The following is a 23,160-nucleotide window of genomic DNA, read 5'->3' on the forward strand; positions in this document are numbered from 1 at the left end:
TTTGTATATGGAAGAGTTTACGCAAGCAGAAATAAAGGAATTGTTGGCGTTTTATAATTCTCCAATTGGAAAAAAATTCACTTCTAAGCAATTGAAAATGACTCAAAAAGGAATAGAATTAGGTAAAGGTTTTGCTGTAAAGGTGCAACGTTTAGCACAAAAGTACCAATGGTAATGATTAAAGTTTTTTTTAATTTAGAGTGGAAGTCTTTTTTTAGATCCGCTAGTTTTGGTAAAAGCTTAGGCTTAAAAATATTTATGGCATTTATTGCCTTATATTTTATTGTAATCTTTTTAGGTCTTGGGGTGTCGGGCTATTTTGTTTTAACTGAAGAGTTTCCAGATAAAAACCCGTTGTTGATTGTTAATAGTTATTTGTTTTATTGGGTTTTAGGCGATTTGGTAGTTCGGTTTTTCTTCCAGAAATTACCAGTAATGTCTGTAAAACCATTGTTGACTTTACCAATTAAAAGAAGTAAAATTGTAAATTTTGTTTTAGGTAAATCTGTACTTTCATTCTTCAATTTTTTACCTCTTTTTGCTATAATACCTTTTGGAATTATTTTAATTGTAAAAGGTGGGTTTGCTGTTACTTATGTAATCACTTGGATGTTCTCTCTGTTTTTGGTAACACTCGTTGTGAATTTTTTAAATTTTATTATTGAAAGTGTAACTTCGGAAAACGAGTTATCTGCACTTCCCATAATTGCTATTTCAGGTGGTCTATTTGCGTTAGATTATTTCAATATTTTATCGATTTCTAGTGCTTTCGGAAAGGGATTTACGGCTATTTTCGAGAACCCCGTTTTTATAGTGGCCCCTATTTTGGTTTTAGTGGGTTTGTATCTGGTTAATTTTAAGATGCTGCGCCAAAAATTATTTCTAGATAGTAGTCTCAAAAACAAGGTAGAAGAGGTCAAGACTTCAAATTTAGAATGGACCAATAATTTCGGAGATATCGCACCATTTTTGCAATTAGATTTGAAGCTTATTTGGCGAAATAAAAGAACAAAATCTTCTGTTTGGATGCTGTTTTTTGGCTTGCTTTATGGTCTGTTTTTCTACTCGAATGGTAAGTATCTGGGGATGCCGTGGTTTTACATTTTCATAGGCGTGTTTTCAACTGGAAGTTTTTTAATCAATTTTGGTCAGTTTATTCCAGCTTGGGATGCCAGTTATTATAAACTTTTAATGAGTCAGAATATAAAATACGAGCAATATTTAAAATCGAAATTCACATTAATGGCCGCTAGTGTTGTTATTCTTTTTGTTCTTGGAATTCCCTACGTTTATTTTGGTTGGAAAATTCTTTTGGCACACTTCGTTGCAGCCATTTATAATGTTGGTGTTAATACACACGTCATGCTTTATGGCGGGTCTTTTAATAGAAAAAAAATTGATTTGGATAAAAAAGCAGCTTTTAATTATCAAGGAACAGGGGCAATGCAATGGCTTATAGGTATTCCATTGCTTGTTGTGCCTATGGTTTTATTTGCAACTTTAAGTTACTTTACAAGTTTTGAAATTGCTTGTGCGGTACTCGCATTATTAGGGGTGATGGGTATTGTTTTTCATAAGAAAATCATGGTAACCATCACAACTAAATATCAAAATTCTAAATACACAATGATTCATGCTTTCGAGCAAGACAACTAATTAAAATTATGATTACAACTTCTAAATTATCAAAGAAATATTCTGGAAATCAGGTATTAAATATAGAATCTTTAGAAATCCCGAAGGGCCAGAGTTTCGGTTTAGTGGGTAACAACGGTGCTGGTAAAACCACTTATTTTAGTTTGTTGCTCGATTTAATTCAGCCAACAACAGGATTTATAAAAAATAACGATGTTCAAGTTAACAAAAGCGAATCGTGGAAACCGTTTACGTCCTCATTTATTGATGAAAGCTTTCTTATAGGTTATTTAACCCCCGAAGAATATTTTTATTTTATTGGTGATTTACGTGGGCAAAATAGGGCCGATGTAAACGCCTTACTGCTTCAGTTTAAAGACTTCTTTCATGATGAAATATTAGGGAAAAAGAAATATTTACGGGATTTAAGTAAAGGAAACCAGAAAAAAGTAGGTATTGTGGCCGCTTTAATAGGGAATCCTGAAGTTATTATTCTGGACGAGCCATTCGCGAATTTAGACCCTTCAACGCAAATTAGGTTAAAAGGGATTATTAAAGATTTAGCCGAAACCAAAGGTGTTACGGTGTTGATTTCTAGTCATGATTTATTGCATGTTACCGATGTTTGTGAGCGTATTGTGGTGTTAGAAAAAGGTGAAATTGTGAAAGATATAGAAACCAATACAGAGACCTTAAAAGCACTCGAGGCTCATTTTTCTGAAACACTTTCGGTTTAGTTATTTGGGGTTACGATCAGTAACACAGCGGTTGCAAAGTTTCTGGTATTTTCGCGTTGTGTAAATCTGTGTCTAAAAATTTCAGTGTACCTCTGTGTCGTTTCAGTGCATCGCTGCGTAATAGCCAATTTGTCGGTTCAATAGTTAGGTTAATTCAAAAAGTTGCTTATTTTTACCACTATATATAATAATAGCAAGTCTTTGTAGTTATTATTTTAGACTAAAAAAACCAACGTTGAACACATATTTTAAAGTCTTAGCAACTTGTGCCTTTTCTGCGTTATTCGCGTTAAGTTGTTCGAGAAAAAAAGACAAATTCATTAGTAGAAATTTCCACGCCGTTACAGCCGAATACAATCCGCTTTTTAACGGTTACAATGCATTGGAAGATGGTAAATCCACACTAAATGACGCTTATTTTGACAACTACTGGGAGGTGCTTCCTGTAGAGCGCATGCAAATTACCGAGGATATTTTGCTTCCTGGGCAATCCAGAAATGAAAATTTTAACATTGCTGAAGAGAAGGCCGCGAAAGCCATACAAAAGCACGGGATGGATATCGATGGTAAAGAAAGGAATCCGCAAATCGATGAAGCATATCTTCTTTTGGGAAAAGCCAGATATTTCGATCAACGGTTTATTCCTGCTTTAGAAGCGTTTAACTATATTCTTTACAAATACGCGGCAAGCGATAAAATAAACCAAGCAAAAATCTGGCGTGAAAAAACTAATATGCGTTTAGATAATAACGAATTGGCTATTTTAAACTTAAAGCGTTTATTAAGATATGCCGATATTGAAGGTCAAGATCTTGCCGATGCCACTTCCACTTTAGCTCAGGCTTATATTAATACAAAATCTATTGATACCGCCATTACCCAATTAGATATTGCTGCACGAGCCACGAAAAATCATGATGAACGTGGGCGTTATCGTATTATTCAAGGGCAATTATACAACCAGTTAGGGAAAAGAGACAGTGCTAATTTCGCTTTCGATAAGGTTATAGCGCTTAATCGCAAAACACCAAGAATTTATAGGATTGCGGCTCAGCTCGGTAAAATTAATAATTTTGATCATGAAAATGGTAATAGGCTTGAAACTACCGAATTACTTACCAAAATTGAGGAAAACAGGGAAAATCGCCCGTATTTAGATAAAATTTATCATCAAATTGGTCTATATCATCAAAAGAATGGCAACGAATCTTTAGCTATTAAATATTATAATAAATCGTTACGAACACAATCAAATGATACTTATTTAAACTCTCGAAATTATGAGATTCTAGGTGATCTATTTTTTGATAATTCTGTCTATGCCAAAGCTGGTTTGTATTACGACAGTACAATGACTAACATGACTTCTAACTCCAAGCCTTTTCGATTGATGAAAAGAAAACGCGATAACTTAAAAGATGTTATTTTATATGAAGGTATTGCTAAAGTCGATGATAGTATCATAAATTTAGTAAATATGCCCGATGGCAATCGTAAGGTGTATTTTAGTGAATATGTTGCCGAATTAAAACGTAAAGATGAGGAGGCTAAAGCCAAGGCAGAAGCTGCTAGTCGAAATACGGGTTTAGCAACGGTTAATAATCAATTGAGCGGACAAGTACGAACAGGGACCCCTGGGCAAGCCGTTTTGTTTTATTTCTATAACCCAACTACTGTTGCTTACGGTAAGAATGAGTTTGTTAAAACTTGGGGCGATAGAACCTTGGAAGATGATTGGCGTTGGTCTAGCCGTGGAGTTGCTAGCTCGGCCGCAATTATTGATCCTATTGATGTTGCAGATACAGCGACTGATGAACAAAGATTTGATCCTGAATTTTATATTTCTCAAATTCCTTCCGACCAAAAAGTAATTGATAGTATTTCCAAAGAACGTAATTATGCTTACTATCAACTAGGCTTAATTTATAAGGAGAAATTTAAAGAGTATGAGTTGTCTAAAGATAAATTTCAGAATTTATTAGAACGCAAGCCGGAAGAACGTTTGGTGTTGCCTTCAAAATACAACTTATATAAAATTTATGAGTTGTTGGGGCAAGATGATGAAGCCGAAATAGCCAAAAGCGATATTATTTCAAATTATCCTGATTCGCGATATGCACATATTTTGGAGCACCCAGAACTGGTTTCCGAAGATGAAAATAGTCCTCAGAATTTGTATGAAGCACTTTATATTCAGCACGAGAATCAAGAATACGAAGCCGTTATTTCAAAATGTGACGAATATATTAACCGTTTTGATGGCGATGCTATTGTTGCAAAGTTTGAATTATTAAAAGCAACAGCCTCTGGTAGGCTTTATGGTTTCGAGGCTTATAGCGAAGGTGTAAAACGTGTTGCCGTTACCTATGCGAATACCGACGAAGGAAAGCAGGCTAGGCATATTGTAAAAAATGTTTTACCTAAATTAGCAGCGACAAATTTTGTTGAGGCCGAAGATGGTGTTTCAGAAAATTATAAAGTTGTCTTTCAGTTCAAGGATGCTGAAAAGGAAACCATTTTAAAATTTAAAAAAACATTAGATGAAGTTTTGAAAAACATACGTTATTACTATGTTTTAAAGTCTTCAGTAGATGTCTATAACCCTAACACTTCCCTTGTGGTCGTACATGGTTTAAATTCAAAGCAAGTAGCCGAAACATTCGATCAGATTTTACTTAGTAAAGACAAGAAAAAAATAAAAGCCCCTTATTTTGTAGTATCATCTACAAATTATCAAATCATTCAAATTCATAAAAATTTGGATGCCTATTTGAATCTCTACAATAAATAAAAATTAACCGATTATGTTCTCAGATAATAAAAAAGAAAAAAGCATGGCAGAAAGTGGATCAAGTCAAAATTTAATAGCTCAAGGTACAGTAATAGTTGGAGACTTAAGTAGCGAAGGCGATTTTAGAATTGATGGCACGATTGAAGGCAATATTAAAACCACAGGTAAAGTGGTTGTGGGTAAAACAGGATTAATAAAAGGGACCTTAGATGGAACAGATGCTTATTTTGAAGGGAGTTTCTCTGGTAAATTAACCTTATCGGGAACTTTAACCTTGAAATCTTCAGCTCAAATTGAAGGTGAGGTCGTTTCTGGAAAATTAGCAGTAGAACCTGGAGCAACTTTTAATGTAACCTGTTCCATGAATGGAACGGGAGTAGGATCTAACCATGGACAACAAAAAGGAAAAGCCGAAAAATCAGCTTAATAAATATATCAGGTTTACCACTATCGCACTTCAAATGGGTTTAACAATCTATTTAGGAAGTGTTTTAGGTGCGTGGGTGGATTCTAAAACAGGAAACACAAACCAGTTGTATTATAAAATAATAACATTGCTAGCTGTATTTCTAGCAATGTTTTCTGTTATTAGACAAGTTCTTAATATCACCAATAATAATGATTAAAAGAATCCTCATTTTTACATTAAGCATTTTTTTGCTTTTTGCTATTTCATATACCGCTCATAGTTATTTTATAAAACAAGCTATGGCCTTCGAATTGTGGCATGTGTATTTGTATCACGCCATAGCGGCACTTGTTGTTTATATAAGTATAGAAGGCGTTGCAAGTATGGTTCCAAATCAAGCAGGATATGCCTACCTCGCGCTTATGCTTTTAAAAATAGGAATTTTTGTATTTATTTTTAAAAATTCAGTGTTGGAAAATGATGCTTTAACAAAGGTGGAAAGGTTGGCTTTAGTACTGCCATTATTCCTGTTTTTAATAGCCGAAGCTGTTGCAGTTGCTCGATTGTTAAATAACCAAAGATAAGCGCCTTGAATCTAAAAATCGTTAAATTTTTATAAGTATAAACACTAAATGAAAAAAAGAGTTTGCCTTTTTAAATTATTGTGTACATTTGCACAAAATTTTAGAGAGCGTAATTTCATTAGTTTATAAAAATATGATGCTAGTAAAACAAACTACCAAGTTTATTGCAATTTTAGTTTTATTGATGACTTCAGTTTCGACCTTTGCAAATAGCGGAGAGCATGATAACCAACACGAAGAGGCAGGAGGGAATAAAGTAGATACTCCAGATGAAATTAATGCATATATTGCGCATCACTTAAAGGATTCTCACGATTTTCATTTATATACAAATAACGAAACAGGAGCCCATATCGGTTTCCCGTTACCGGTAATTGTTTGGACAAGTGCAGGATTAAAAACATTTATGTCTTCAGAATTTCACCACAATGATAACGGTCAAGTTATCGTAAATAAAGGTGGTGTTGCATTAACTAAAATCCATAGTAAAATATACGAATTAGAAGCAGGAGCCGATGCTGTTGTTTTTGATGATCATCACCATGCAGAAAATGCACATAAAGTATTAGACTTTTCAATAACTAAGAGTGTATTTGGTATGTTGTTAACTGGACTGTTAATGCTTCTAGGTTTTGTTGCTCTAGCAAGAGGATACAAAAAAGGCGCTATTCCAACTGGTTTTTCTAGAGTTTTAGAGCCACTAGTTATCTATGTACGTGATGAAATTGCACGTCCGAATATTGGAGAGAAAAAATATAGAAAATTCATGTCGTTTTTATTAACCGTGTTTTTCTTTATCTGGATATTAAACTTATTAGGGTTAACACCACTTGGGTTTAACGTAACAGGACAAATAGCAGTAACAGCATGTTTAGCTATTTTTACTGTAGTTATTTATATGTTTAGTGGTAGTAAAGATTTCTGGGCACACACCTTATGGATGCCAGGCGTACCAGTAATATTAAGACCAATTTTAGCTGTTATTGAGCTCGTAGGATTTATCGTTATTAAGCCATTCTCATTATTAATTCGTTTGTTCGCCAACATTACAGCTGGTCACTTCGTAGTCATGAGTTTAATTGCTTTAATGATAACAATGAAAGAAGCGTTTGGGCCAGTAGGGTCTACAGGGATGTCTTTAGTATTATCATTATTTATTATGGTAATTGAGATCTTAGTAGCGTTTTTACAAGCATTTATTTTCACGATGTTATCATCGTTATTTATAGGTATGGCTGTTGAAGAACATGACCATCATTAATAAGAATTTGTTTAATTAATATTTTAAAAATCAATTAGTATGTACAATTTAATTGGAGCAGGATTAATCGTAATCGGTGGAGGTATCGGTTTAGGTCAAATTGGTGGTAAAGCAATGGAAGGTATTGCTCGTCAACCTGAAGCAGCTGGAAAAATCCAAACTGCGATGATCATCATTGGAGCTTTATTAGAAGGTTTAGCATTCGGTGCGTTAATCTTAGGTAAATAATTCCTGCAAGAGACAAAGCAAAAACAGCATTCTGTAACGGTTGGTTACAGAAGCTGTTTTTAAATTAAACAAAAAAAACAGAAGTAAAACTTTTTATATAGTTACACATGGATCAGTTGTTAAATGATTTTTCGCCAGGATTGTTTTTTATGCAAGCCATTATTTTATTAATCTTAATTGTATTAATGAGAAAATTTGCTTGGAAACCTATTTTAGAGTCTTTACAGACTAGAGAAGATGGTATTAAAGACGCTTTAGATGCTGCACAAAATGCAAAATTAGAGTTACAAAATCTTCAGGCGGATAACGAAAAGTTATTACAAGACGCAAGAGTAGAGCGTGAGACTTTATTAAAAGACGCACGTGATATCAAAAATAAAATGATTGAAGACGCAAAAGATGAAGCGCAAACTCAAGCCAATATAATGATTGAGCAAGCACAAGTAGCTATTGAAAGCGAAAAGAAATCTGCTATGGTAGAGCTTAAAAAGCAAGTAGCCGATTTATCTTTAGAGATCGCTGAAAAAGTAGTGCGTACTGAATTATCTAGCAAAGACAAGCAATTACAATTGGTTGAGTCTATGTTAGCTGAAAAATCATTAAACTAATATTATAATGGCAGGAGCAAGAGCAGCAATACGTTATGCGAAAGCAGTATTAAATGTAGCATTAAATCAAAACGTTGCCCAAGTGGTAGGGGAGGATATGAAGCTAATTACTAATACGATTGCAGATAGTAAAGACTTAAGCGAAATGCTTCAAAGTCCTGTAGTACCTTCTTCAGTAAAAAAATCTGTATTATTAGAAGTATTTAATGGGGTGAACATAATCACTTCAAACTTAATAGATTTATTAATTGAAAATAACAGAATCAACATTTTTGAAAATGTCGCTTCTAAATACAATCAATTATTCGATGAGTCTCAAGGTATTGAGCATGCAACGGTTACTACAGCAGTGGCATTATCGGCAGATTTAGAACAGAAGGTTTTAGCAAAAGCTAAAGAAATTTCAGGGAAACAAGTTGACCTTGAAAATATTATTGATGAAAGCATTATTGGTGGTTTCATTTTACGTGTAGGTGATGTGCAGTACAACGCAAGTGTTGCAAATCAGTTAAATAATTTAAAAAGAGAATTTACATTAAATTAAAAGTTTTTAGATAGCACTGCGCTAAGCATTGAATGTCTAAAGTCTAATACTAAACAAAGATGGCAGAAGTAAAACCAGCTGAAATATCAGCAATCTTAGAAAAACAACTTTCAGGTTTTGAGGCAGGCGCTTCATTAGATGAAGTAGGAACTGTATTAACTGTAGGTGATGGTATTGTACGTGCTTACGGATTATCTAACGCACAGTATGGTGAGTTAGTAGAATTCGAAGGCGGGTTAGAAGGTATTGTACTTAATCTAGAAGAAGATAACGTTGGTATCGTACTTTTAGGTGAATCAGTAGGTGTAAAAGAAGGTTCTACAGTAAAACGTACTAACCGTATTGCTTCTATTAATGTAGGTGAAGGTATTGTAGGTCGTGTTGTTGATACTTTAGGAACACCAATTGATGGTAAAGGTCCTATTACTGGTGAAACTTACGAAATGCCACTTGAGCGTAAAGCGCCTGGTGTTATTTTCCGTGAGCCTGTAACCGAGCCATTACAAACTGGTATTAAATCTATCGATGCGATGATTCCTGTAGGTCGTGGTCAACGTGAGTTGGTTATTGGTGACCGTCAAACTGGAAAAACAGCAGTTTGTATTGATACCATCTTAAATCAAAAAGAATTTTACGATGCAGGTGAGCCTGTATATTGTATATATGTTGCCGTTGGTCAAAAAGCATCAACAGTAGCTTTAATTGCTAAAACATTAGAAGAAAAAGGCGCCTTAGCTTATACTACTATTGTTGCAGCAAACGCATCAGACCCTGCTCCAATGCAAGTATATGCTCCTTTTGCAGGTGCTGCTATTGGTGAATATTTTAGAGATACTGGTCGTCCAGCTTTAATTGTATTTGATGATTTATCAAAACAAGCTGTTGCTTACCGTGAGGTATCTTTATTATTACGTCGTCCACCAGGACGTGAGGCGTATCCAGGTGATGTTTTCTACTTACACTCGCGTTTATTAGAGCGTGCTGCAAAAGTGATTAACAATGATGAAATTGCTAAAGACATGAACGATCTTCCAGATTCGTTAAAAACTTTAGTAAAAGGTGGTGGTTCTTTAACTGCTTTACCAATTATTGAAACACAAGCAGGAGATGTTTCGGCCTATATTCCAACAAACGTAATTTCGATTACCGATGGACAAATTTTCTTAGATGGAGATTTATTCAACTCTGGTGTACGTCCAGCAATTAACGTAGGTATTTCGGTATCTCGTGTTGGTGGTAACGCACAGATTAAATCTATGAAAAAAGTATCTGGTACTTTAAAATTAGATCAAGCGCAGTTCCGTGAGTTAGAAGCTTTCGCGAAGTTTGGTTCAGATTTAGATGCTGTTACTTTAAACGTAATTAACAAAGGTAAACGTAACGTTGAAATCTTAAAACAAGCACAAAACGATCCATTTAGAGTGGAAGATCAAGTAGCCATTATCTATGCAGGATCTAAAAACTTATTGAGAGATGTGCCTGTTGAAAAGGTAAAAGAATTCGAAAGAAACTACCTAGAGTTATTAGGGTCTAAGCATAGTGATATCTTAGCAACTTTAAAAGCAGGAAAATTAACTGATGAAGTTACAGATACATTAACAGCTGTAGCAAAAGATTTATCAGCACAGTATAAAGGGTAAGCCCCTCTTAATCTCCCCAGAGGGGAGAATATAGAAACGGGAATTTCATATTTTAACGAATCAATCCCTCTCCTTTGGAGAGGTTAGGAGAGGAAAAAATGGCAAATTTAAAAGAAATACGTAACAGAATATCATCGGTATCTTCAACGATGCAGATTACCAGTGCCATGAAAATGGTATCGGCTGCGAAGTTAAAGAAAGCCCAAGATGCTATTACAGGAATGCGTCCGTATTCAGATAAGCTTACTGAACTTTTACAAGGTTTAAGTGCTACTCTAGATGCAGATTCTGAAAGCAAATATTCTGAAGTACGTGAGTTAAAGAAAGTACTTATTGTTGCAATAACGTCTAATAGAGGTTTAGCAGGAGCTTTCAATGCAAATATTATTAAAGAAGTTAATAAATTGACTTCTGAAAAATATGCTAACCAAGAGGTTTCGTATTTAGCAATTGGTAAAAAAGCTAATGATGCTTTCAAAAAAACCAATAAAGTAATTGCAAATGAAAGTGATCTTTATGACGATTTAACTTTTGATAACGTTGCTGTAATTGCAGAATCTTTAATGGAGAAATTCGTTGAAGGTGAGTTTGATAAAATTGAAATTGTATATAATAAATTCAAAAATGCAGCAACTCAAATTGTAACGACCGAACAGTTTTTGCCAATTGTTCCAGTGGAAACTGAAGATACAAGCGATACTTTTTACATTTTTGAACCTTCTCAGCTTGAGATTATTGATCAGTTAATACCAAAGTCTTTAAAAACTCAATTATACGGAGGTATTAGAGATTCATTTGCTAGTGAGCACGGTGCACGTATGACAGCAATGCATAAGGCAACCGATAATGCGACCGAATTAAGAGATCAACTTAAATTAACGTACAATAAAGCACGTCAAGCAGCTATTACTAACGAAATCCTTGAGATTGTTGGTGGTGCAGAAGCCTTAAATAATTAAAAATTTGTAACGAAAGTGATTTCGTAACGCAAGAATAAAAAGCCTCACTTTTAGTGGGGCTTTTCTATTTTTAGAGAATTACAGACAACACAAACTATTCTTTGTTTTACGTTTTCTAAAAACGTACTTTTAACACAACTAACAGGACATACTTGGGCGCACTTAAAAATTTATTCAAACAAACATTTATTTATGGTTTAGCTACGGTTTTACCTCGAATGCTAAGCTTTTTATTAGTACCTCTATATACTACAAAAGGCGTGCTTTCCTCTGTTGCCGAGTATGGTGAAGTATCTGTAATTTTCTCCTATTTCGTGCTTTTCAATGTTATTTTGGCTTACGGCATGGAAACTGCTTTTTTTCGGTTTTTTAATAAGGAAGAAGATCAAGATAAGGTGACGAGTACGGTTGCAGTATCACTCATCATTAGTTCTATAGGGTTTTTTGCTCTGGCGTTCTTGTTTAAAGATTATATCGCCAATCTCATCGATGTTAAGGTACAGTATCTTAAATATGTATTTTGGATTTTGCTTTTAGATGCCTTGGTCATTATTCCATTCGCTTGGTTAAGAGCAAATGAACAACCCATGCGTTATGCTTTGATAAAGATTTTTAATGTCATGGTGAATATTGGATTGAATTTATTCTTTCTATTGGCCTTGAAAAATTTAGTGTCACGAGGCGTAATTTTTGAAAGTCTTTATGTTCCAAATTTTGGTGTGAGTTATATTCTAATTGCGAACGTTATAGCCAGTGGTATTACGCTTTTAATCATGTTGCCATTTTATACTCGGGTAAAATACAGATTTGACGTCACCTTGTGGAAAAAGATGATGAAGTATGCGGTTCCAGTATTAATTGCTGGTGTTGCTTTTTCCATTAATGAAACATTCGATAGAATTTTATTAAATCATTTATTACCGGCAGATATTGCAAAAACTCAAATTGGTTTGTATTCGGCCTGTTATAAATTGGCATTGTTTATGACCCTCTTTGCTACAGCCTATAGATTAGGTATAGAGCCTTTTTTCTTCAGTCATGCAAAAGCCAAAGACCCTCAAAAAAATTATGCCTTAATTTTAGAGTTTTTTGTCATTTTTGGTTCTATAATTCTATTAGGTGCCATTGTATTTGTTGATATATTGAAAATTATTATAGTTAGAGGGCAAGGGTATTGGGAAGCCATGTGGATCGTACCACTTATACTTATCGCTAACTTTTGCTTAGGTATTTATCACAACTTGTCTGTTTGGTATAAAATTACAGACCGCACAAGGTTTGGGGCCTATATTTCTATTTTTGGAGCTTTGGTCACCTTAGTATTAAACTTTTGGCTCATTCCAACTATAGGTTATAAAGGTTCTGCAATTGCGACTTTAGCCGCGTATGCCTCAATGATGCTTTTATCGTTTTACTTCGGAAGAAAATATTATCCAATTCCATATAATTTAAAGAAAATAGGGTGGTACCTGGGAGCATCTATCGGTCTTTCATTGCTGTCATTCTATCAATTTCGGGGTAATTATAGCATCGGAATTTCCATGTTAATTGTATTTTTGGGTATTGTAATTTATTCTGAACAGAAATTTATCAGGCAACTATTAATTAAAAAGCATGCAAATTAAAATTATAAACAAATCTCAACACGATTTACCAAACTATGAAACTTTGGCGTCGGCAGGGATGGATTTAAGAGCAAATTTATCAGAATCTAGAGTTTTGAAACCTTTAGAGCGTACCGTTGTGGGTACTGGTTTATTTATAGAATTACCAGTTGGTATTGAAGCCCAAGTGCGCCCTAGAAGTGGTTTAGCGGCTAAAAAAGGCATAACAGTACTTAATGCGCCAGGGACTATCGATGCAGATTATAGAGGTGAAATAGGTGTGATTTTAGTAAACCTATCCCATGAGAATTTTACAGTGAATAACGGTGAGCGAATTGCACAAATGGTAATCGCGAAACACGAACGTGCCGAATGGCAGCAAGTTGAGGAACTTACCGATACCGACAGAGGTGCAGGTGGTTTTGGAAGCACTGGGGTGAAATAGGCCCCCTAACCCCCAGAAGGGGGAACTCGCACGTTATGCATATAGTAAATAAAAAATTAATTTAATAATATAATAGTTTCTCCCCTGTGGGGAGATTAAGAGGGGCTTATGAAAATAATAGTACCAATGGCAGGACGTGGTTCACGTTTACGTCCGCACAGTTTAACCGTACCAAAACCATTAATTCCAGTAGCTGGACAACCAATTGTTCACCGCTTGGTAAAAGATATTGCTAAAGTTTTAAAACAACCAATTGATGAAATTGCTTTTGTTTTGGGTGATCCGGCTTGGTTTGGCGATGATGTGGTTTCTAGTTTAGAAGATTTAGCTAAAGGTTTAGGGGCCAAGGCTTCTATTTACCGCCAGGATAAACCACTTGGTACAGGCCACGCCATTATGTGTGCCGAACCTTCTTTATCTGGACCTGCAGTAATCGCTTACGCGGATACCTTAATTCGTGCGCAATTTGATTTAGATCCTGAGGCTGATAGCGTAATTTGGACCAAACAAGTTGCCAATCCGGAAGCTTATGGAGTGGTTAAATTAAACCACAATCAAGAAATTGTTGAGCTTGTTGAAAAACCAGAAACTTTTGTGAGTGATCAGGCCGTTATTGGAATCTATTACTTTAAAGATGTTGCGGTTTTAAAAGGGAAATTACAAGAAATACTAGATGAGAACGTTATGAACGGTGGCGAATACCAAATTAATGATGGTATAAAGCGCATGATGGCCGAAGGTAAAGTTTTTAAAACAGGCACTGTGGATGAGTGGATGGACTGCGGAAACAAGGCCATTACTATTGAAACCAACGAACGCATGTTAGGTTTTTTAAAGACTGATGGTGACGAGCAGTTAATTGCCGATTCTGTGACATTAGACAACGCGAACATTATCGAACCTTGTTTTATTGGTGAAAATGTAGTACTTAAAAATGCTACGGTAGGCCCTTTTGTTTCTATTGGTAAAGATAGTGTGATTGAAAATTCAACGATTAAAAACAGTTTGATTCAAACCAACACGAGCATCAAAAACGCTAATTTAGAGCAGGCTATGGTTGGGAATCATGTGAAATATAACGGGGCGTTTACAAGTATTAGTATTGGGGATTACTCTGTATTAGATTAATTCCCGCGAAGGCGGGAATCTCATGAATGTTAGTTGTACTGATGCAAGAAGTAATACTTATGAATTACACGTTACAGCCGCGTTAGGGATTGAAGCGGCATCCTTTTTGCCTTGAAAAGTAAAAAGATATAGTCTTTCGACTGCGCTCAAGATAAATAACATCCCGACCCTTGTGGTAACGCCCAAATGAAAACCGAATTGCTATATTAAAAATGAAGCACAAAATCTACATATTTTATTTTCTCTTCGGAATATTAATTTTTCCGAGCTTTGGTTATGCCCAAGTAGATTTTAATAAAAAGCCTGATGACGATTTGGGTAATCATGAAGATGAATTTCAAGAACTTTTTTATGAGGCCTTAAAGCAAAAAGGTATCGAGAATTACGATCGCGCGGCCGAAGCATTGAAAAAGTGTATCAAAATGGATAAATCGGTTCCGGTGCTTTATTTTGAATTGGGGAAGTGCTATAACCATCTTAAAAATTTCGGGGCTGCCGAAGATGCTTTAAAAAAAGCGGTTGATAAGGATCCGGATAACGAATGGTTTTTAGATGAGCTATACGGGTACTATGCCGCACATAATGAACATGATAAAGCTATAAAAACAGTAAAGCAATTGGTTAAATATCATCCCGATTATAAGGAGGATTTGGCTGGTTTATATGCACGTACTGAAAAGTATGATGATGCATTGAAGATACTAGACGCGTTAGATGCTGAATTTGGCACAACAATGAGTCGTGATATCATGCGCAATAAAATTTATGAAGCCACAGGGAATACTAAAGATCGCATTGAAAATTTAGAAGCTCGTGTTGAGAACAACCCCGAGAAGGAATCTAATTATTTGGCTTTAATTTTCCGCTATAGCGAAAATAATGAAAAGGATAAGGCTTTTGAAACGGCTAAGGAATTGCTTAAAATCAATCCGAATTCCCAGTTAGTACATATGGCTTTGTACAAATTTTACTTAGACGATAACGAAACCGCTAAGGCTGTTGAATCGATGAAAATTGTGGTAAAAAGCAATGAAATTAAGCCCGATACTAAAATGAAAGTGCTCACAGATTTCATGACCTTTGTTAAAGCCCATCCCGAATTTGAAGCCGATTTAATGGAAGCGACTGCTTTGGTTAGTGATTCCAACACTAGTAAAACTGTTATGGAATTAGGGCAGTATTATTTGGCTAAAGGAGATAAAGAAAAGGCGTTAACGCACTTTGAAACGGCATTACGATTGGAGCCTAATAATTTTAATATGCTTCGTAATGTGATGTTGCTCTATATTGATTTAGGACACTATGAACAGGCGAGAGCTTTAAGTGCCGAATCCTTGGAGAAATTCCCTTCACAACCATTATTTTATTTGGTTAATGGTGTGTCTTCTAATAAACTGAATGCGCCTAAAGCTGCGCTGGAATCTTTAGAAATGGGTTTAGATTTTATCATAGAAGATTCTAAAATGGAAGCCGATTTTTATGTTCAAATGAGTCAGGCTTATACCTTGCTAAACAATACAGCTAAAGCGAAAACGTTTAGTGATAAAGCGAAACAAATACAATCCTCAAATTAATGCGTAAACACTTATATTTTAGTTTAAGTTTAGTCTTTTTATTTCTGTTTAATTGTAAATCGGCGAAAACAATTGTACCTGGCGAGGTGAATTATAAATTGTCTACAAAGCAATTAATTAAGGCGAATAAGGAGCAAGCTTCAGATTTTAAAACGCTACAATCGAAACTTAAAATCACTTTTACTCATGCTGAGAAATCCCAAACGTACACGGTAAATTTAAGAGCAAAAAAGGATGAAGTGCTATGGATTAACGCCCCTTTTTCGGTAGTGCGAGCTATGGTGACACCCGAAAGAGTTGGCTTTTATAATAAGTTGGATCATACTTATTTTGATGGCGATTATGAATATTTAAGTGATTTATTGGGTACCGAACTTGATTTTGAGAAGGTTCAGAATATATTGTTTGGCGAAACTATTTTTAGTTTGAATAGTAGTACCTATGGTTCTTCTGTTGCAGATGGTTCGTATGTGGTAAACCCGAAACAGCAACGTGCCTTATTTGAGATTTTCTTTTTGATAAGTCCGAAAAACTTCAAAGTCACTTCTCAGCAAATCTCACAACCTTCAGAATTTAGACATTTACAAGTTGATTATGAATCGTATCAATTGATTGATAAGCAAAGACTACCAGAGCGCATTAAAGTGATGGCCGTTGAAGCGAACGAAGAAACGATTATTGGTTTAGAATTTAAGAATGTCACTTTAAATGAAGATTTTAGGTTTCCGTTTAAAATTCCTTCTGGATTTAAAAAAATAAAACTGTAAATGCACATAGTGAATTCATATAAAACTCTTTTTTTATTCGTTGCATTAATTTGCAGTACGATTGGTTTTGCTCAAAATAATAAGCAAAAACAGCTGGAGTCACGCCGCCAAGAGTTGCGCAGGGAAATTCAGAAAATAAATGAATTGCGTTCTGAACATAAAACGAAGGAGAAATCGGAGTTGTCCTTAATAGAAGATTTTAATTATAAGATTAATGTCCTTTCTAATTTAATTAAAGTTACCAACCAGCAAGCCAATTTACTATCGCGAGAAATTAGTGCCAATCAAAATCATATTACCGAACTAAGGGAAGAATTAAAGCAACTTAAGGAAGCTTACGCCGATATGATTGTGAAATCTTATAAAAGTAAGAATCAACAAAGTCGTATTATGTTTTTGCTTTCTTCACAAAACTTTAAACAGGCCTATAAGCGTATTCAGTACATCAAGCAATACTCGAATTACCAAAAGAAACAAGGCGCACTTATAAAAGCCAAAACGGAAGAATTACAAGAAACTAATGTGACACTATTAAAGCAGCAAGAAGAGAAAAAGAATTTGATTGCCGAGAATAGAATTACTCAAAAATCTTTAGAAAAGGAGCGTAAGGATCATCAGATTTTAATGCAATCTATAAAGAAGAACCTTTCTATGTATGCTTCTCAAATTAAGCAGAAACAACGTGAAGCCGCTAAGATTGATAAAGAGATTGACCGCTTAATTAAAGAAGCGATAGCAAAATCGAATGCTAAGGCAGGAAAAAAAGCAAGTTCTAAAAGTTTTGCCTTAACGGCGGAAGAAAAGGTTTTAGCTTCTAACTTTATAGCGAATAGGGGGAAGTTGCCTTGGCCTGTTGAGCGTGGGGTCGTACGTTTGCGTTATGGTACGCAGCGTCACCCTATCGATAATTCATTAACCATAAAAAGTAATGGTGTGCGTATTGCTACTGCTAAAGGCGCTAAAGCACGTGCCGTATTTAACGGTGAGGTGAGTGAGATTTTAAGAATGAAACACGTGAACCCTATTGTGATGATTCGTCATGGTAATTATTTAACGATTTATAAGAATTTATCGAAAGTCTATGTCAAGAAAGGTGATAAAGTCTCCACAAAACAAGAAATTGGTGAGATAGCCACTAACCCAAGTAATGGTGAAACGATTTTAAGTTTTATTCTGTCTAAAGGTAGGGAAACTAAAAATCCGGCAAGTTGGATTTATAAGATGTGATTTAAATTTTAAAGTTTAATAAAAGGGTAATATTGCTTATTTTTATATGAATTCAATCTAAAAAACCTATGTTAAAATCCAGCACGTCCATTAGAGAAATTTCTAAAGCGCCACTTGATTTTATAGAATTGAACTTGGATGGTAAAAGATTAAAAGCGGTTAATCCAGCAATTAAATCATGTTTGAATTTAGAAATTCTTTCACTTCAAAATAATAAAATAGCGTCTTTACCCGAGTGGATTGGTGCTTTACCAAATTTAAAAGAATTATATCTTAACGGCAATGAGTTAACAGTATTACCGGAAGCCATTGGGGCGCTTAGTAATCTAAAAATTCTTAGTATGGGTGGAAACCCCATTACAAAGTTGCCCGATACTATAGGGAATTTAGAAAACTTAGTGCAACTTAAAGTAGATGATGGGCAATTAGCAACCATTCCTAATGCAATGGTAAACCTGGTACACTTAAAATCCTTGGATTTGTTTAGAAACCCAATACGCTCTTTTTTAGAGGATGTTTCTAGTTTAACTAAGCTTACTTCACTTAATGTATCGCAAACCCAGCTTAAAGTATTTCCTGAAAGTATCTGCGCATTAGAATCTTTAGAGGAATTAGCGATAAGCTCTCAGGGAATAACTTCAATTCCTGAGGCTATTAAGAATTTGAGTCATTTATCACGACTCGTATTATCTGGCAGTCCTATAGTAAGTTTTCCAGAGGGATTTACTAAGCTTACAAAGCTTCAGGAACTTAGTATATACGCGACAAAAATACCCGTTGAAACTGCTAAGGCGCTTTTTAATGAAATGCCAAATCTCACGAGGCTTGAGCACCCAGACTGCTACCTTTCACGTTAAGTGATTCGGTTTTTTACTTCGTAAATTTTATGGTTTTTACTCAAAAAGTGCTTTTAATTCGGTAGCATCTTGAGGTTTCATTTTTCCTGCTAAAAGTAAACTGAGTTGTTTACGGCGTAAAGCGGCAGCAAAACGTTCTTTTTCTAAGTCGGTTTCAGGAAGTAATTCTGGAACAGCTACGGGACGTCCGGTTTCATCAACAGCTACAAAAGTGTAAATGGCTTCGTTAGCCTTGGTGCGCGCACCCGATTCGCGGTCTTCAATCCATACATCAATAAACACTTCCATTGAGGTTCTAAAAGCCCGAGATACTTTAGCTTCAACAGTAACCACACTACCTAGTGGTACGGCACTATTAAAAGCAACATGGTTCACAGAGGCCGTTACGACAATACGACGACTATGGCGTCTTGCAGAAATTGCGGCGGCGCGATCCATTCTAGCCAATAATTCGCCTCCAAAAAGGTTATTTAAAGGGTTCGTTTCGCTTGGTAAAACCAAGTCGGTCATTATCGTTCTAGATTCTTGAGGTGCTTTAGCGTTCATTATCAAAATATTAAAACGCAAAGGTACTGCGATTTATGAGATTTTTCATCACCTATTAAAGGGCTCTTTTACTTTTACCAATTATTGATGATTCGATTTAACTTCTTTAGGGTTAAGTGAAGGTATCGTTAATTTTTTCGATGAAAATGAAGTAAATGCATGAAAAAATTATCTATTTAATTTTCTTACTAAAGTAAATTGAGTGTACATCAAAATAATCAACCTATAGAAAAAGGATGATTATTAAATTATATAAAGGGATACGGGGCAGGGAATTAATCCAATTGTTGAACTAACATCCAAGCATTAGAATTGTGCGATTTTTTAATGTCGCGCAGTGCTTTTGAAGCTTCTAAACGGTCTTCGTAACTGGCATAAACCACTTGATGTAAACCGTATTTGTTCACGCCAATTTTTCTAGCTTTAAAACCATCGGCTCTTAGCTCTTTAATAATTTTATCACAATTTTCTTCAACGCGAAAAGCGCCAGCAATAATGTGATAGTTTCCAGTTTGTTTCGTGACGTTTAGTGTAACTGCTGGAAGCGGATTAAGATTAAAAGTAGCCTGTTGAATTTTAGTGTCTAGCTGTTTGGTAGCTTCTTCTTGTGCCAGTTGATTTTGTGTTTCAACTTGATTCACGTAAAATTTAGAAGCTCCAAATCCGCCTAAAGTCAAGGCGATTAAAGCTACAGCGGCATATTTTAAATAAGATTTAGCTTCACGCTTTTCTGGAGTAATAGCGATAGGAACTACTTTTTCAATTTTTTGAACGTCTTTCTTGTAAACTTCGCGAGCGACTTCGTTTGAAGAAAACTGAGATAAACCAAAAGCATCGGTTAAGTAATTCAAGTGATAGGTTGGTTCGAATAAAATTTTACCTTCATTATTAAGAACAATGTCACCAATGTTTTTAAAAGTTAAGGTTTCACCTTCTGTTAAATAAGATTTAATTAGTCGAACGCGCTTTGCTATTTTTTTGTTTGCAACTTCAAAAGGGATTTTTTCTACATCGGCAATATAATGTGCTAGTAAACCATCATTTTGCTGAATTTGCTCGTTAAAAGATAATACTTTTTTTGGAGCATGAAAGGTATTTGTATCCGCATTAATAGTTGCCGATACAGATTTTGTTAAAAAAGCACCAAATTCAGGAATGGTAACGCACTCATATCTATAGAGTAAATCGCTTATGTATGTTTCTAGTTGCATATTTCAAAGTTATAAAATTATAGGTTTAGATGAAATTTAGGCTTAACTATTTATTAACAGAATGAAAATTATTTTATTTTAGATTAAAAATCAAACAGATAGCATGACAGAAAACGATTTGCTTTATGCGCTTGCCTTGCAACATGTACCTAATATTGGTGATATTACTGCTAAAAAACTCATTGCACACTGTGGTTCTGCGGAAGGTGTTATAAAAGAAAAAAAGCAAAATCTACTTAAAATTGATGGTGTTGGTCAGGTTATTCTGGCTGAATTACACAAATCACATCATTTAAAGGATGCTGAACAGGAAATTGAATTCATTAAATCGAATAACATTAAAGTATCCTACTTTGAAGCTGAAGATTATCCTGAAAAACTAAAACACTGTATTGATGGGCCTATTTTATTATTCCAATCGGGACATATTAATTTAAAACAGCAACCTATTATTAGCATAGTAGGAACTCGAAAAATTACCACAAATGGTATTGCTTTTTGCGAAGATTTAATAGAGCAGCTGGCGGTTTATAACCCTATTATTGTTTCTGGTTTTGCTTATGGCACCGATATTACTGCACACAAAGCAGCCATGAAACACGATTTACAAACAGTGGCCTGTCTGGCTCATGGTTTAAATCAAATTTATCCTAAAGTCCATAAAAAGTATATGGTGGATATGGAAAAAAATGGTGGCTTCCTCTCCGATTTTTGGAGTAATGATAATTTTGACAGGAATAACTTTTTGAAACGTAACCGTGTTATCGCTGGATTGAGTTCGGCTACCATAGTTATTGAGTCTGCTGAAAAAGGCGGAAGTCTTGTTACTGCCGATATTGCTAATTCCTATAATCGTGATGTTTTTGCCGTGCCTGGAAGAATTGGCGATAGTCAAAGTTTAGGTTGTAATAATTTGATTAAGCATCAAAAAGCACACATGTTAACTACACCTTTAGATGTGCCATATATTTTAAATTGGGAGCTTGAAGGTGTAAGTAAACCTGTTGTTCAAAAGCAACTTTTTGTTGAATTGGATGCTTCCGAAAAATTAATATTTAATTATTTGAAAGATATTGAAAAACAGCAATTGGATAGCATTGCTATGAATTGTGAGTTACCTATTTTCAAAGTAGCCAGTTTGTTATTGTCTATGGAGCTTAAAGGTGTTGTTAGGCCTTTGCCAGGTAAATTGTTCGAGGTTATTTAATTCCTGCGAAAGCAGGAATCTCATCAATAGAAGTTGTAATAATTTCGTCATGCTGAACTTGATTCAGCATCTCATCACTACTATAGACTAGTCTGCAGATATTCAAATAGAAGTTATTCAAAATTACCTATAATACTTTTAATTTTCACAAAGTTAAAAGTGTCTTTGTTTTAATCATGAGATTCCTGCCTTCGCAGGAATTTGTTAAAAACCTACTTTAGCACGCACTCTAGCTAAAACTTTATTTGCTACAGTTTGTGCTTTTTTGGCACCAATAGCTAAAGCTTTATCAATTTCTTCTAAATTGTTCATGTAGTAGGTGTAACGTTCACGTTGAGTTGCAAATTTTTCAACAATTAATTCAAATAGCGCTTGTTTGGCGTGACCATAACCATAATTACCATTTTCATAATTGGCTTTCATAGTTTCTATTTGAGCATCATCTGCTAATAATTTATATATCGCAAAACAGTTGCAAGTACTCCAATCTTTAGGGTCTTCAAGAGCAGTGCTATCTGTTTGAATACCCATTATTTGCTTTCGTAATTTTTTATCGGTTAAAAAGATGTTTATGGTGTTGTTTCTACTTTTACTCATCTTTTCACCGTCAACACCGGGAATAAGCATGGTGTTTTCTTGAATTTTCCCTTCAGGTAACACAAATACTTCACCCATTTTTGCATGAAAACGAGAGGCCACATCACGGGTCATTTCAATGTGTTGCAATTGGTCTTTTCCAACAGGAATAATATTGGCATCATACAACAAAATATCTGCAGCCATGAGCATAGGGTAGGTAAAAAGCCCTGAGTTTACGTCTTCTAAACGATCGGCTTTATCTTTAAAACTATGTGCTAATGTTAAACGTTGGTATGGGAAGAAGCAACTTAGATACCAAGAAAGCTCGGTGGTTTGTGGTACATCACTTTGTCTATAAAATACTGTTTTTTCAATATCTAATCCAAAAGCTAACCAAGTTGCAGCTACAGCATAAGTGTTTTCTCTTAAAATATCTGCATCTTTAATTTGAGTTAAGGTGTGCAGGTTTGCTATAAATAAAAACGATTCATTTTTAGGGTCGTTCGCCATTTTGATTGCTGGCATAAGCGCGCCTAAAATGTTTCCTAAATGTGGAACTCCTGTACTCTGAATGCCTGTAAGTATTCTTGCCATAATTTTATTGTAAGGCGCAAATTTA

At 34.9% G+C, this 23,160-nt stretch carries 24 protein-coding genes; 21 read left to right on the forward strand and 3 right to left on the reverse strand.

All coding sequences use genetic code 11. The annotated features are described in order from the left end of the window. The first annotated feature begins 7 nt into the window (after nucleotides 1-7). The 20 genes from KO493_RS16035 (at nucleotide 8) to KO493_RS06600 (ending at nucleotide 18,998) form a co-directional block, all read left to right on the forward strand. Nucleotides 8-175: a DUF2059 domain-containing protein gene (locus tag KO493_RS16035; protein ID WP_354667428.1), complete on the forward strand. Its 168-nt coding sequence runs from the start codon at nucleotides 8-10 to the stop codon at nucleotides 173-175. Then, nucleotides 175-1,656, forward strand: a complete 1,482-nt coding sequence (locus KO493_RS06510; protein WP_216067138.1) for a DUF5687 family protein — start codon at nucleotides 175-177, stop codon at nucleotides 1,654-1,656. The genes KO493_RS16035 and KO493_RS06510 overlap by 1 nt, the downstream gene beginning before the upstream one ends. Nucleotides 1,657-1,664: 8 nt before the next feature. Beyond that, the gene (locus tag KO493_RS06515; RefSeq protein WP_216067139.1) at nucleotides 1,665-2,372 is read left to right on the forward strand and encodes an ABC transporter ATP-binding protein; all 708 of its coding nucleotides are present in this window, start codon (nucleotides 1,665-1,667) and stop codon (nucleotides 2,370-2,372) included. 235 nt (nucleotides 2,373-2,607) lie between these two features. Next, on the forward strand, nucleotides 2,608-5,163 hold the full coding sequence (locus tag KO493_RS06520) for a tetratricopeptide repeat protein (RefSeq protein ID WP_216067140.1): 2,556 nt from the start codon (nucleotides 2,608-2,610) through the stop codon (nucleotides 5,161-5,163). A 13-nt stretch (nucleotides 5,164-5,176) separates the two neighbouring features. Next, on the forward strand, nucleotides 5,177-5,590 hold the full coding sequence (locus tag KO493_RS06525; protein ID WP_216067141.1) for a bactofilin family protein: 414 nt from the start codon (nucleotides 5,177-5,179) through the stop codon (nucleotides 5,588-5,590). Further along, nucleotides 5,553-5,789 carry an AtpZ/AtpI family protein gene (locus KO493_RS06530; protein WP_216067142.1) on the forward strand — a complete coding sequence of 79 codons (237 nt, stop codon included), beginning with the start codon at nucleotides 5,553-5,555 and terminating at the stop codon, nucleotides 5,787-5,789. The genes KO493_RS06525 and KO493_RS06530 overlap by 38 nt, the downstream gene beginning before the upstream one ends. After that, complete coding sequence (locus KO493_RS06535) at nucleotides 5,782-6,156, forward strand: DUF6168 family protein (RefSeq protein WP_216067143.1); 375 nt, start codon at nucleotides 5,782-5,784, stop codon at nucleotides 6,154-6,156. The genes KO493_RS06530 and KO493_RS06535 overlap by 8 nt, the downstream gene beginning before the upstream one ends. A 133-nt stretch (nucleotides 6,157-6,289) precedes the next feature. After that, nucleotides 6,290-7,417 (forward strand): F0F1 ATP synthase subunit A, encoded by a 1,128-nt coding sequence (gene atpB, locus KO493_RS06540; protein WP_216067144.1) that lies wholly within the window; start codon nucleotides 6,290-6,292, stop codon nucleotides 7,415-7,417. 39 nt (nucleotides 7,418-7,456) lie between these two features. Then, on the forward strand, nucleotides 7,457-7,645 hold the full coding sequence (atpE, locus tag KO493_RS06545) for an ATP synthase F0 subunit C (protein WP_004569351.1): 189 nt from the start codon (nucleotides 7,457-7,459) through the stop codon (nucleotides 7,643-7,645). Nucleotides 7,646-7,752: 107 nt separating this feature from the next. Then, entirely contained in the window at nucleotides 7,753-8,253 is a 501-nt protein-coding gene (locus KO493_RS06550) for a F0F1 ATP synthase subunit B (RefSeq protein WP_216067145.1), read from the forward strand. A gap of 7 nt (nucleotides 8,254-8,260) precedes the next feature. Continuing rightward, nucleotides 8,261-8,797, forward strand: a complete 537-nt coding sequence (gene atpH / locus KO493_RS06555) for an ATP synthase F1 subunit delta (protein WP_216067146.1) — start codon at nucleotides 8,261-8,263, stop codon at nucleotides 8,795-8,797. 59 nt (nucleotides 8,798-8,856) lie between these two features. Beyond that, nucleotides 8,857-10,437, forward strand: a complete 1,581-nt coding sequence (gene atpA / locus KO493_RS06560; protein WP_216067147.1) for a F0F1 ATP synthase subunit alpha — start codon at nucleotides 8,857-8,859, stop codon at nucleotides 10,435-10,437. A gap of 98 nt (nucleotides 10,438-10,535) precedes the next feature. Further along, nucleotides 10,536-11,396 carry an ATP synthase F1 subunit gamma gene (gene atpG / locus KO493_RS06565; protein ID WP_216067148.1) on the forward strand — a complete coding sequence of 287 codons (861 nt, stop codon included), beginning with the start codon at nucleotides 10,536-10,538 and terminating at the stop codon, nucleotides 11,394-11,396. 152 nt (nucleotides 11,397-11,548) lie between these two features. Next, nucleotides 11,549-13,021 (forward strand): oligosaccharide flippase family protein, encoded by a 1,473-nt coding sequence (locus KO493_RS06570; protein WP_216067149.1) that lies wholly within the window; start codon nucleotides 11,549-11,551, stop codon nucleotides 13,019-13,021. After that, the gene (gene dut / locus KO493_RS06575) at nucleotides 13,011-13,445 is read left to right on the forward strand and encodes a dUTP diphosphatase (RefSeq protein WP_216067150.1); all 435 of its coding nucleotides are present in this window, start codon (nucleotides 13,011-13,013) and stop codon (nucleotides 13,443-13,445) included. The genes KO493_RS06570 and dut overlap by 11 nt, the downstream gene beginning before the upstream one ends. Nucleotides 13,446-13,553: 108 nt before the next feature. Next, on the forward strand, nucleotides 13,554-14,573 hold the full coding sequence (locus KO493_RS06580) for a sugar phosphate nucleotidyltransferase (protein WP_216067151.1): 1,020 nt from the start codon (nucleotides 13,554-13,556) through the stop codon (nucleotides 14,571-14,573). 212 nt (nucleotides 14,574-14,785) lie between these two features. Further along, nucleotides 14,786-16,147, forward strand: coding sequence for a tetratricopeptide repeat protein (locus KO493_RS06585; RefSeq protein ID WP_216067152.1), 1,362 nt, complete (start codon nucleotides 14,786-14,788; stop codon nucleotides 16,145-16,147). Continuing rightward, a complete protein-coding gene (locus KO493_RS06590) occupies nucleotides 16,147-16,914 on the forward strand; it encodes a DUF4292 domain-containing protein (protein ID WP_216067153.1) in 768 nt (255 codons plus the stop codon). Before KO493_RS06585 ends, KO493_RS06590 begins: the two co-directional genes overlap by 1 nt. Beyond that, entirely contained in the window at nucleotides 16,915-18,141 is a 1,227-nt protein-coding gene (locus KO493_RS06595; protein WP_216067154.1) for a murein hydrolase activator EnvC family protein, read from the forward strand. A gap of 68 nt (nucleotides 18,142-18,209) precedes the next feature. Next, the gene (locus KO493_RS06600; protein ID WP_216067155.1) at nucleotides 18,210-18,998 is read left to right on the forward strand and encodes a leucine-rich repeat domain-containing protein; all 789 of its coding nucleotides are present in this window, start codon (nucleotides 18,210-18,212) and stop codon (nucleotides 18,996-18,998) included. Between the two features lie 36 nt (nucleotides 18,999-19,034). Here the strand turns inward: KO493_RS06600 and KO493_RS06605 are convergent, their stop codons facing one another. Together KO493_RS06605 and KO493_RS06610 are read right to left on the reverse strand one after the other, a co-directional pair. After that, the gene (locus KO493_RS06605) at nucleotides 19,035-19,544 is read right to left on the reverse strand and encodes an acyl-CoA thioesterase (RefSeq protein ID WP_216067156.1); all 510 of its coding nucleotides are present in this window, start codon (nucleotides 19,542-19,544) and stop codon (nucleotides 19,035-19,037) included. A 275-nt stretch (nucleotides 19,545-19,819) separates the two neighbouring features. After that, on the reverse strand, nucleotides 19,820-20,755 hold the full coding sequence (locus tag KO493_RS06610) for an SPOR domain-containing protein (protein ID WP_216067157.1): 936 nt from the start codon (nucleotides 20,753-20,755) through the stop codon (nucleotides 19,820-19,822). Nucleotides 20,756-20,858: 103 nt separating this feature from the next. Between KO493_RS06610 and dprA the strand changes: the two genes are divergently transcribed. Next, nucleotides 20,859-21,962, forward strand: a complete 1,104-nt coding sequence (gene dprA, locus KO493_RS06615; RefSeq protein WP_216067158.1) for a DNA-processing protein DprA — start codon at nucleotides 20,859-20,861, stop codon at nucleotides 21,960-21,962. Between the two features lie 204 nt (nucleotides 21,963-22,166). Here the strand turns inward: dprA and trpS are convergent, their stop codons facing one another. After that, nucleotides 22,167-23,135 (reverse strand): tryptophan--tRNA ligase, encoded by a 969-nt coding sequence (trpS, locus tag KO493_RS06620; protein ID WP_216067159.1) that lies wholly within the window; start codon nucleotides 23,133-23,135, stop codon nucleotides 22,167-22,169. Between the last annotated feature and the right edge of the window lie 25 nt (nucleotides 23,136-23,160).

Source organism: Pseudotamlana agarivorans (assembly GCF_018860245.1).
In the GTDB taxonomy this organism is placed as follows: Bacteria; Bacteroidota; Bacteroidia; order Flavobacteriales; family Flavobacteriaceae; genus Pseudotamlana; species Pseudotamlana agarivorans_A.

What these genes read in the sequence shown, in the direction of transcription:
- atpB (WP_216067144.1), top strand. Translation starts at nt 6,290, where the DNA reads ATGATGCTAGTAAAACAAACTACCAAGTTTATTGCAATTTTAGTTTTA.
- atpG (WP_216067148.1), top strand. Translation starts at nt 10,536, where the DNA reads ATGGCAAATTTAAAAGAAATACGTAACAGAATATCATCGGTATCTTCA.
- dut (WP_216067150.1), top strand. Translation starts at nt 13,011, where the DNA reads ATGCAAATTAAAATTATAAACAAATCTCAACACGATTTACCAAACTAT.
- KO493_RS06550 (WP_216067145.1), top strand. Translation starts at nt 7,753, where the DNA reads ATGGATCAGTTGTTAAATGATTTTTCGCCAGGATTGTTTTTTATGCAA.
- KO493_RS16035 (WP_354667428.1), top strand. Translation starts at nt 8, where the DNA reads ATGGAAGAGTTTACGCAAGCAGAAATAAAGGAATTGTTGGCGTTTTAT.
- KO493_RS06515 (WP_216067139.1), top strand. Translation starts at nt 1,665, where the DNA reads ATGATTACAACTTCTAAATTATCAAAGAAATATTCTGGAAATCAGGTA.
- atpH (WP_216067146.1), top strand. Translation starts at nt 8,261, where the DNA reads ATGGCAGGAGCAAGAGCAGCAATACGTTATGCGAAAGCAGTATTAAAT.
- KO493_RS06595 (WP_216067154.1), top strand. Translation starts at nt 16,915, where the DNA reads ATGCACATAGTGAATTCATATAAAACTCTTTTTTTATTCGTTGCATTA.
- KO493_RS06530 (WP_216067142.1), top strand. Translation starts at nt 5,553, where the DNA reads ATGGACAACAAAAAGGAAAAGCCGAAAAATCAGCTTAATAAATATATC.
- KO493_RS06590 (WP_216067153.1), top strand. Translation starts at nt 16,147, where the DNA reads ATGCGTAAACACTTATATTTTAGTTTAAGTTTAGTCTTTTTATTTCTG.
- atpE (WP_004569351.1), top strand. Translation starts at nt 7,457, where the DNA reads ATGTACAATTTAATTGGAGCAGGATTAATCGTAATCGGTGGAGGTATC.
- KO493_RS06585 (WP_216067152.1), top strand. Translation starts at nt 14,786, where the DNA reads ATGAAGCACAAAATCTACATATTTTATTTTCTCTTCGGAATATTAATT.
- KO493_RS06605 (WP_216067156.1), bottom strand. Translation starts at nt 19,544, where the DNA reads ATGAACGCTAAAGCACCTCAAGAATCTAGAACGATAATGACCGACTTG.
- atpA (WP_216067147.1), top strand. Translation starts at nt 8,857, where the DNA reads ATGGCAGAAGTAAAACCAGCTGAAATATCAGCAATCTTAGAAAAACAA.
- KO493_RS06610 (WP_216067157.1), bottom strand. Translation starts at nt 20,755, where the DNA reads ATGCAACTAGAAACATACATAAGCGATTTACTCTATAGATATGAGTGC.
- trpS (WP_216067159.1), bottom strand. Translation starts at nt 23,135, where the DNA reads ATGGCAAGAATACTTACAGGCATTCAGAGTACAGGAGTTCCACATTTA.
- KO493_RS06525 (WP_216067141.1), top strand. Translation starts at nt 5,177, where the DNA reads ATGTTCTCAGATAATAAAAAAGAAAAAAGCATGGCAGAAAGTGGATCA.
- KO493_RS06600 (WP_216067155.1), top strand. Translation starts at nt 18,210, where the DNA reads ATGTTAAAATCCAGCACGTCCATTAGAGAAATTTCTAAAGCGCCACTT.
- KO493_RS06580 (WP_216067151.1), top strand. Translation starts at nt 13,554, where the DNA reads ATGAAAATAATAGTACCAATGGCAGGACGTGGTTCACGTTTACGTCCG.
- dprA (WP_216067158.1), top strand. Translation starts at nt 20,859, where the DNA reads ATGACAGAAAACGATTTGCTTTATGCGCTTGCCTTGCAACATGTACCT.
- KO493_RS06510 (WP_216067138.1), top strand. Translation starts at nt 175, where the DNA reads ATGATTAAAGTTTTTTTTAATTTAGAGTGGAAGTCTTTTTTTAGATCC.
- KO493_RS06535 (WP_216067143.1), top strand. Translation starts at nt 5,782, where the DNA reads ATGATTAAAAGAATCCTCATTTTTACATTAAGCATTTTTTTGCTTTTT.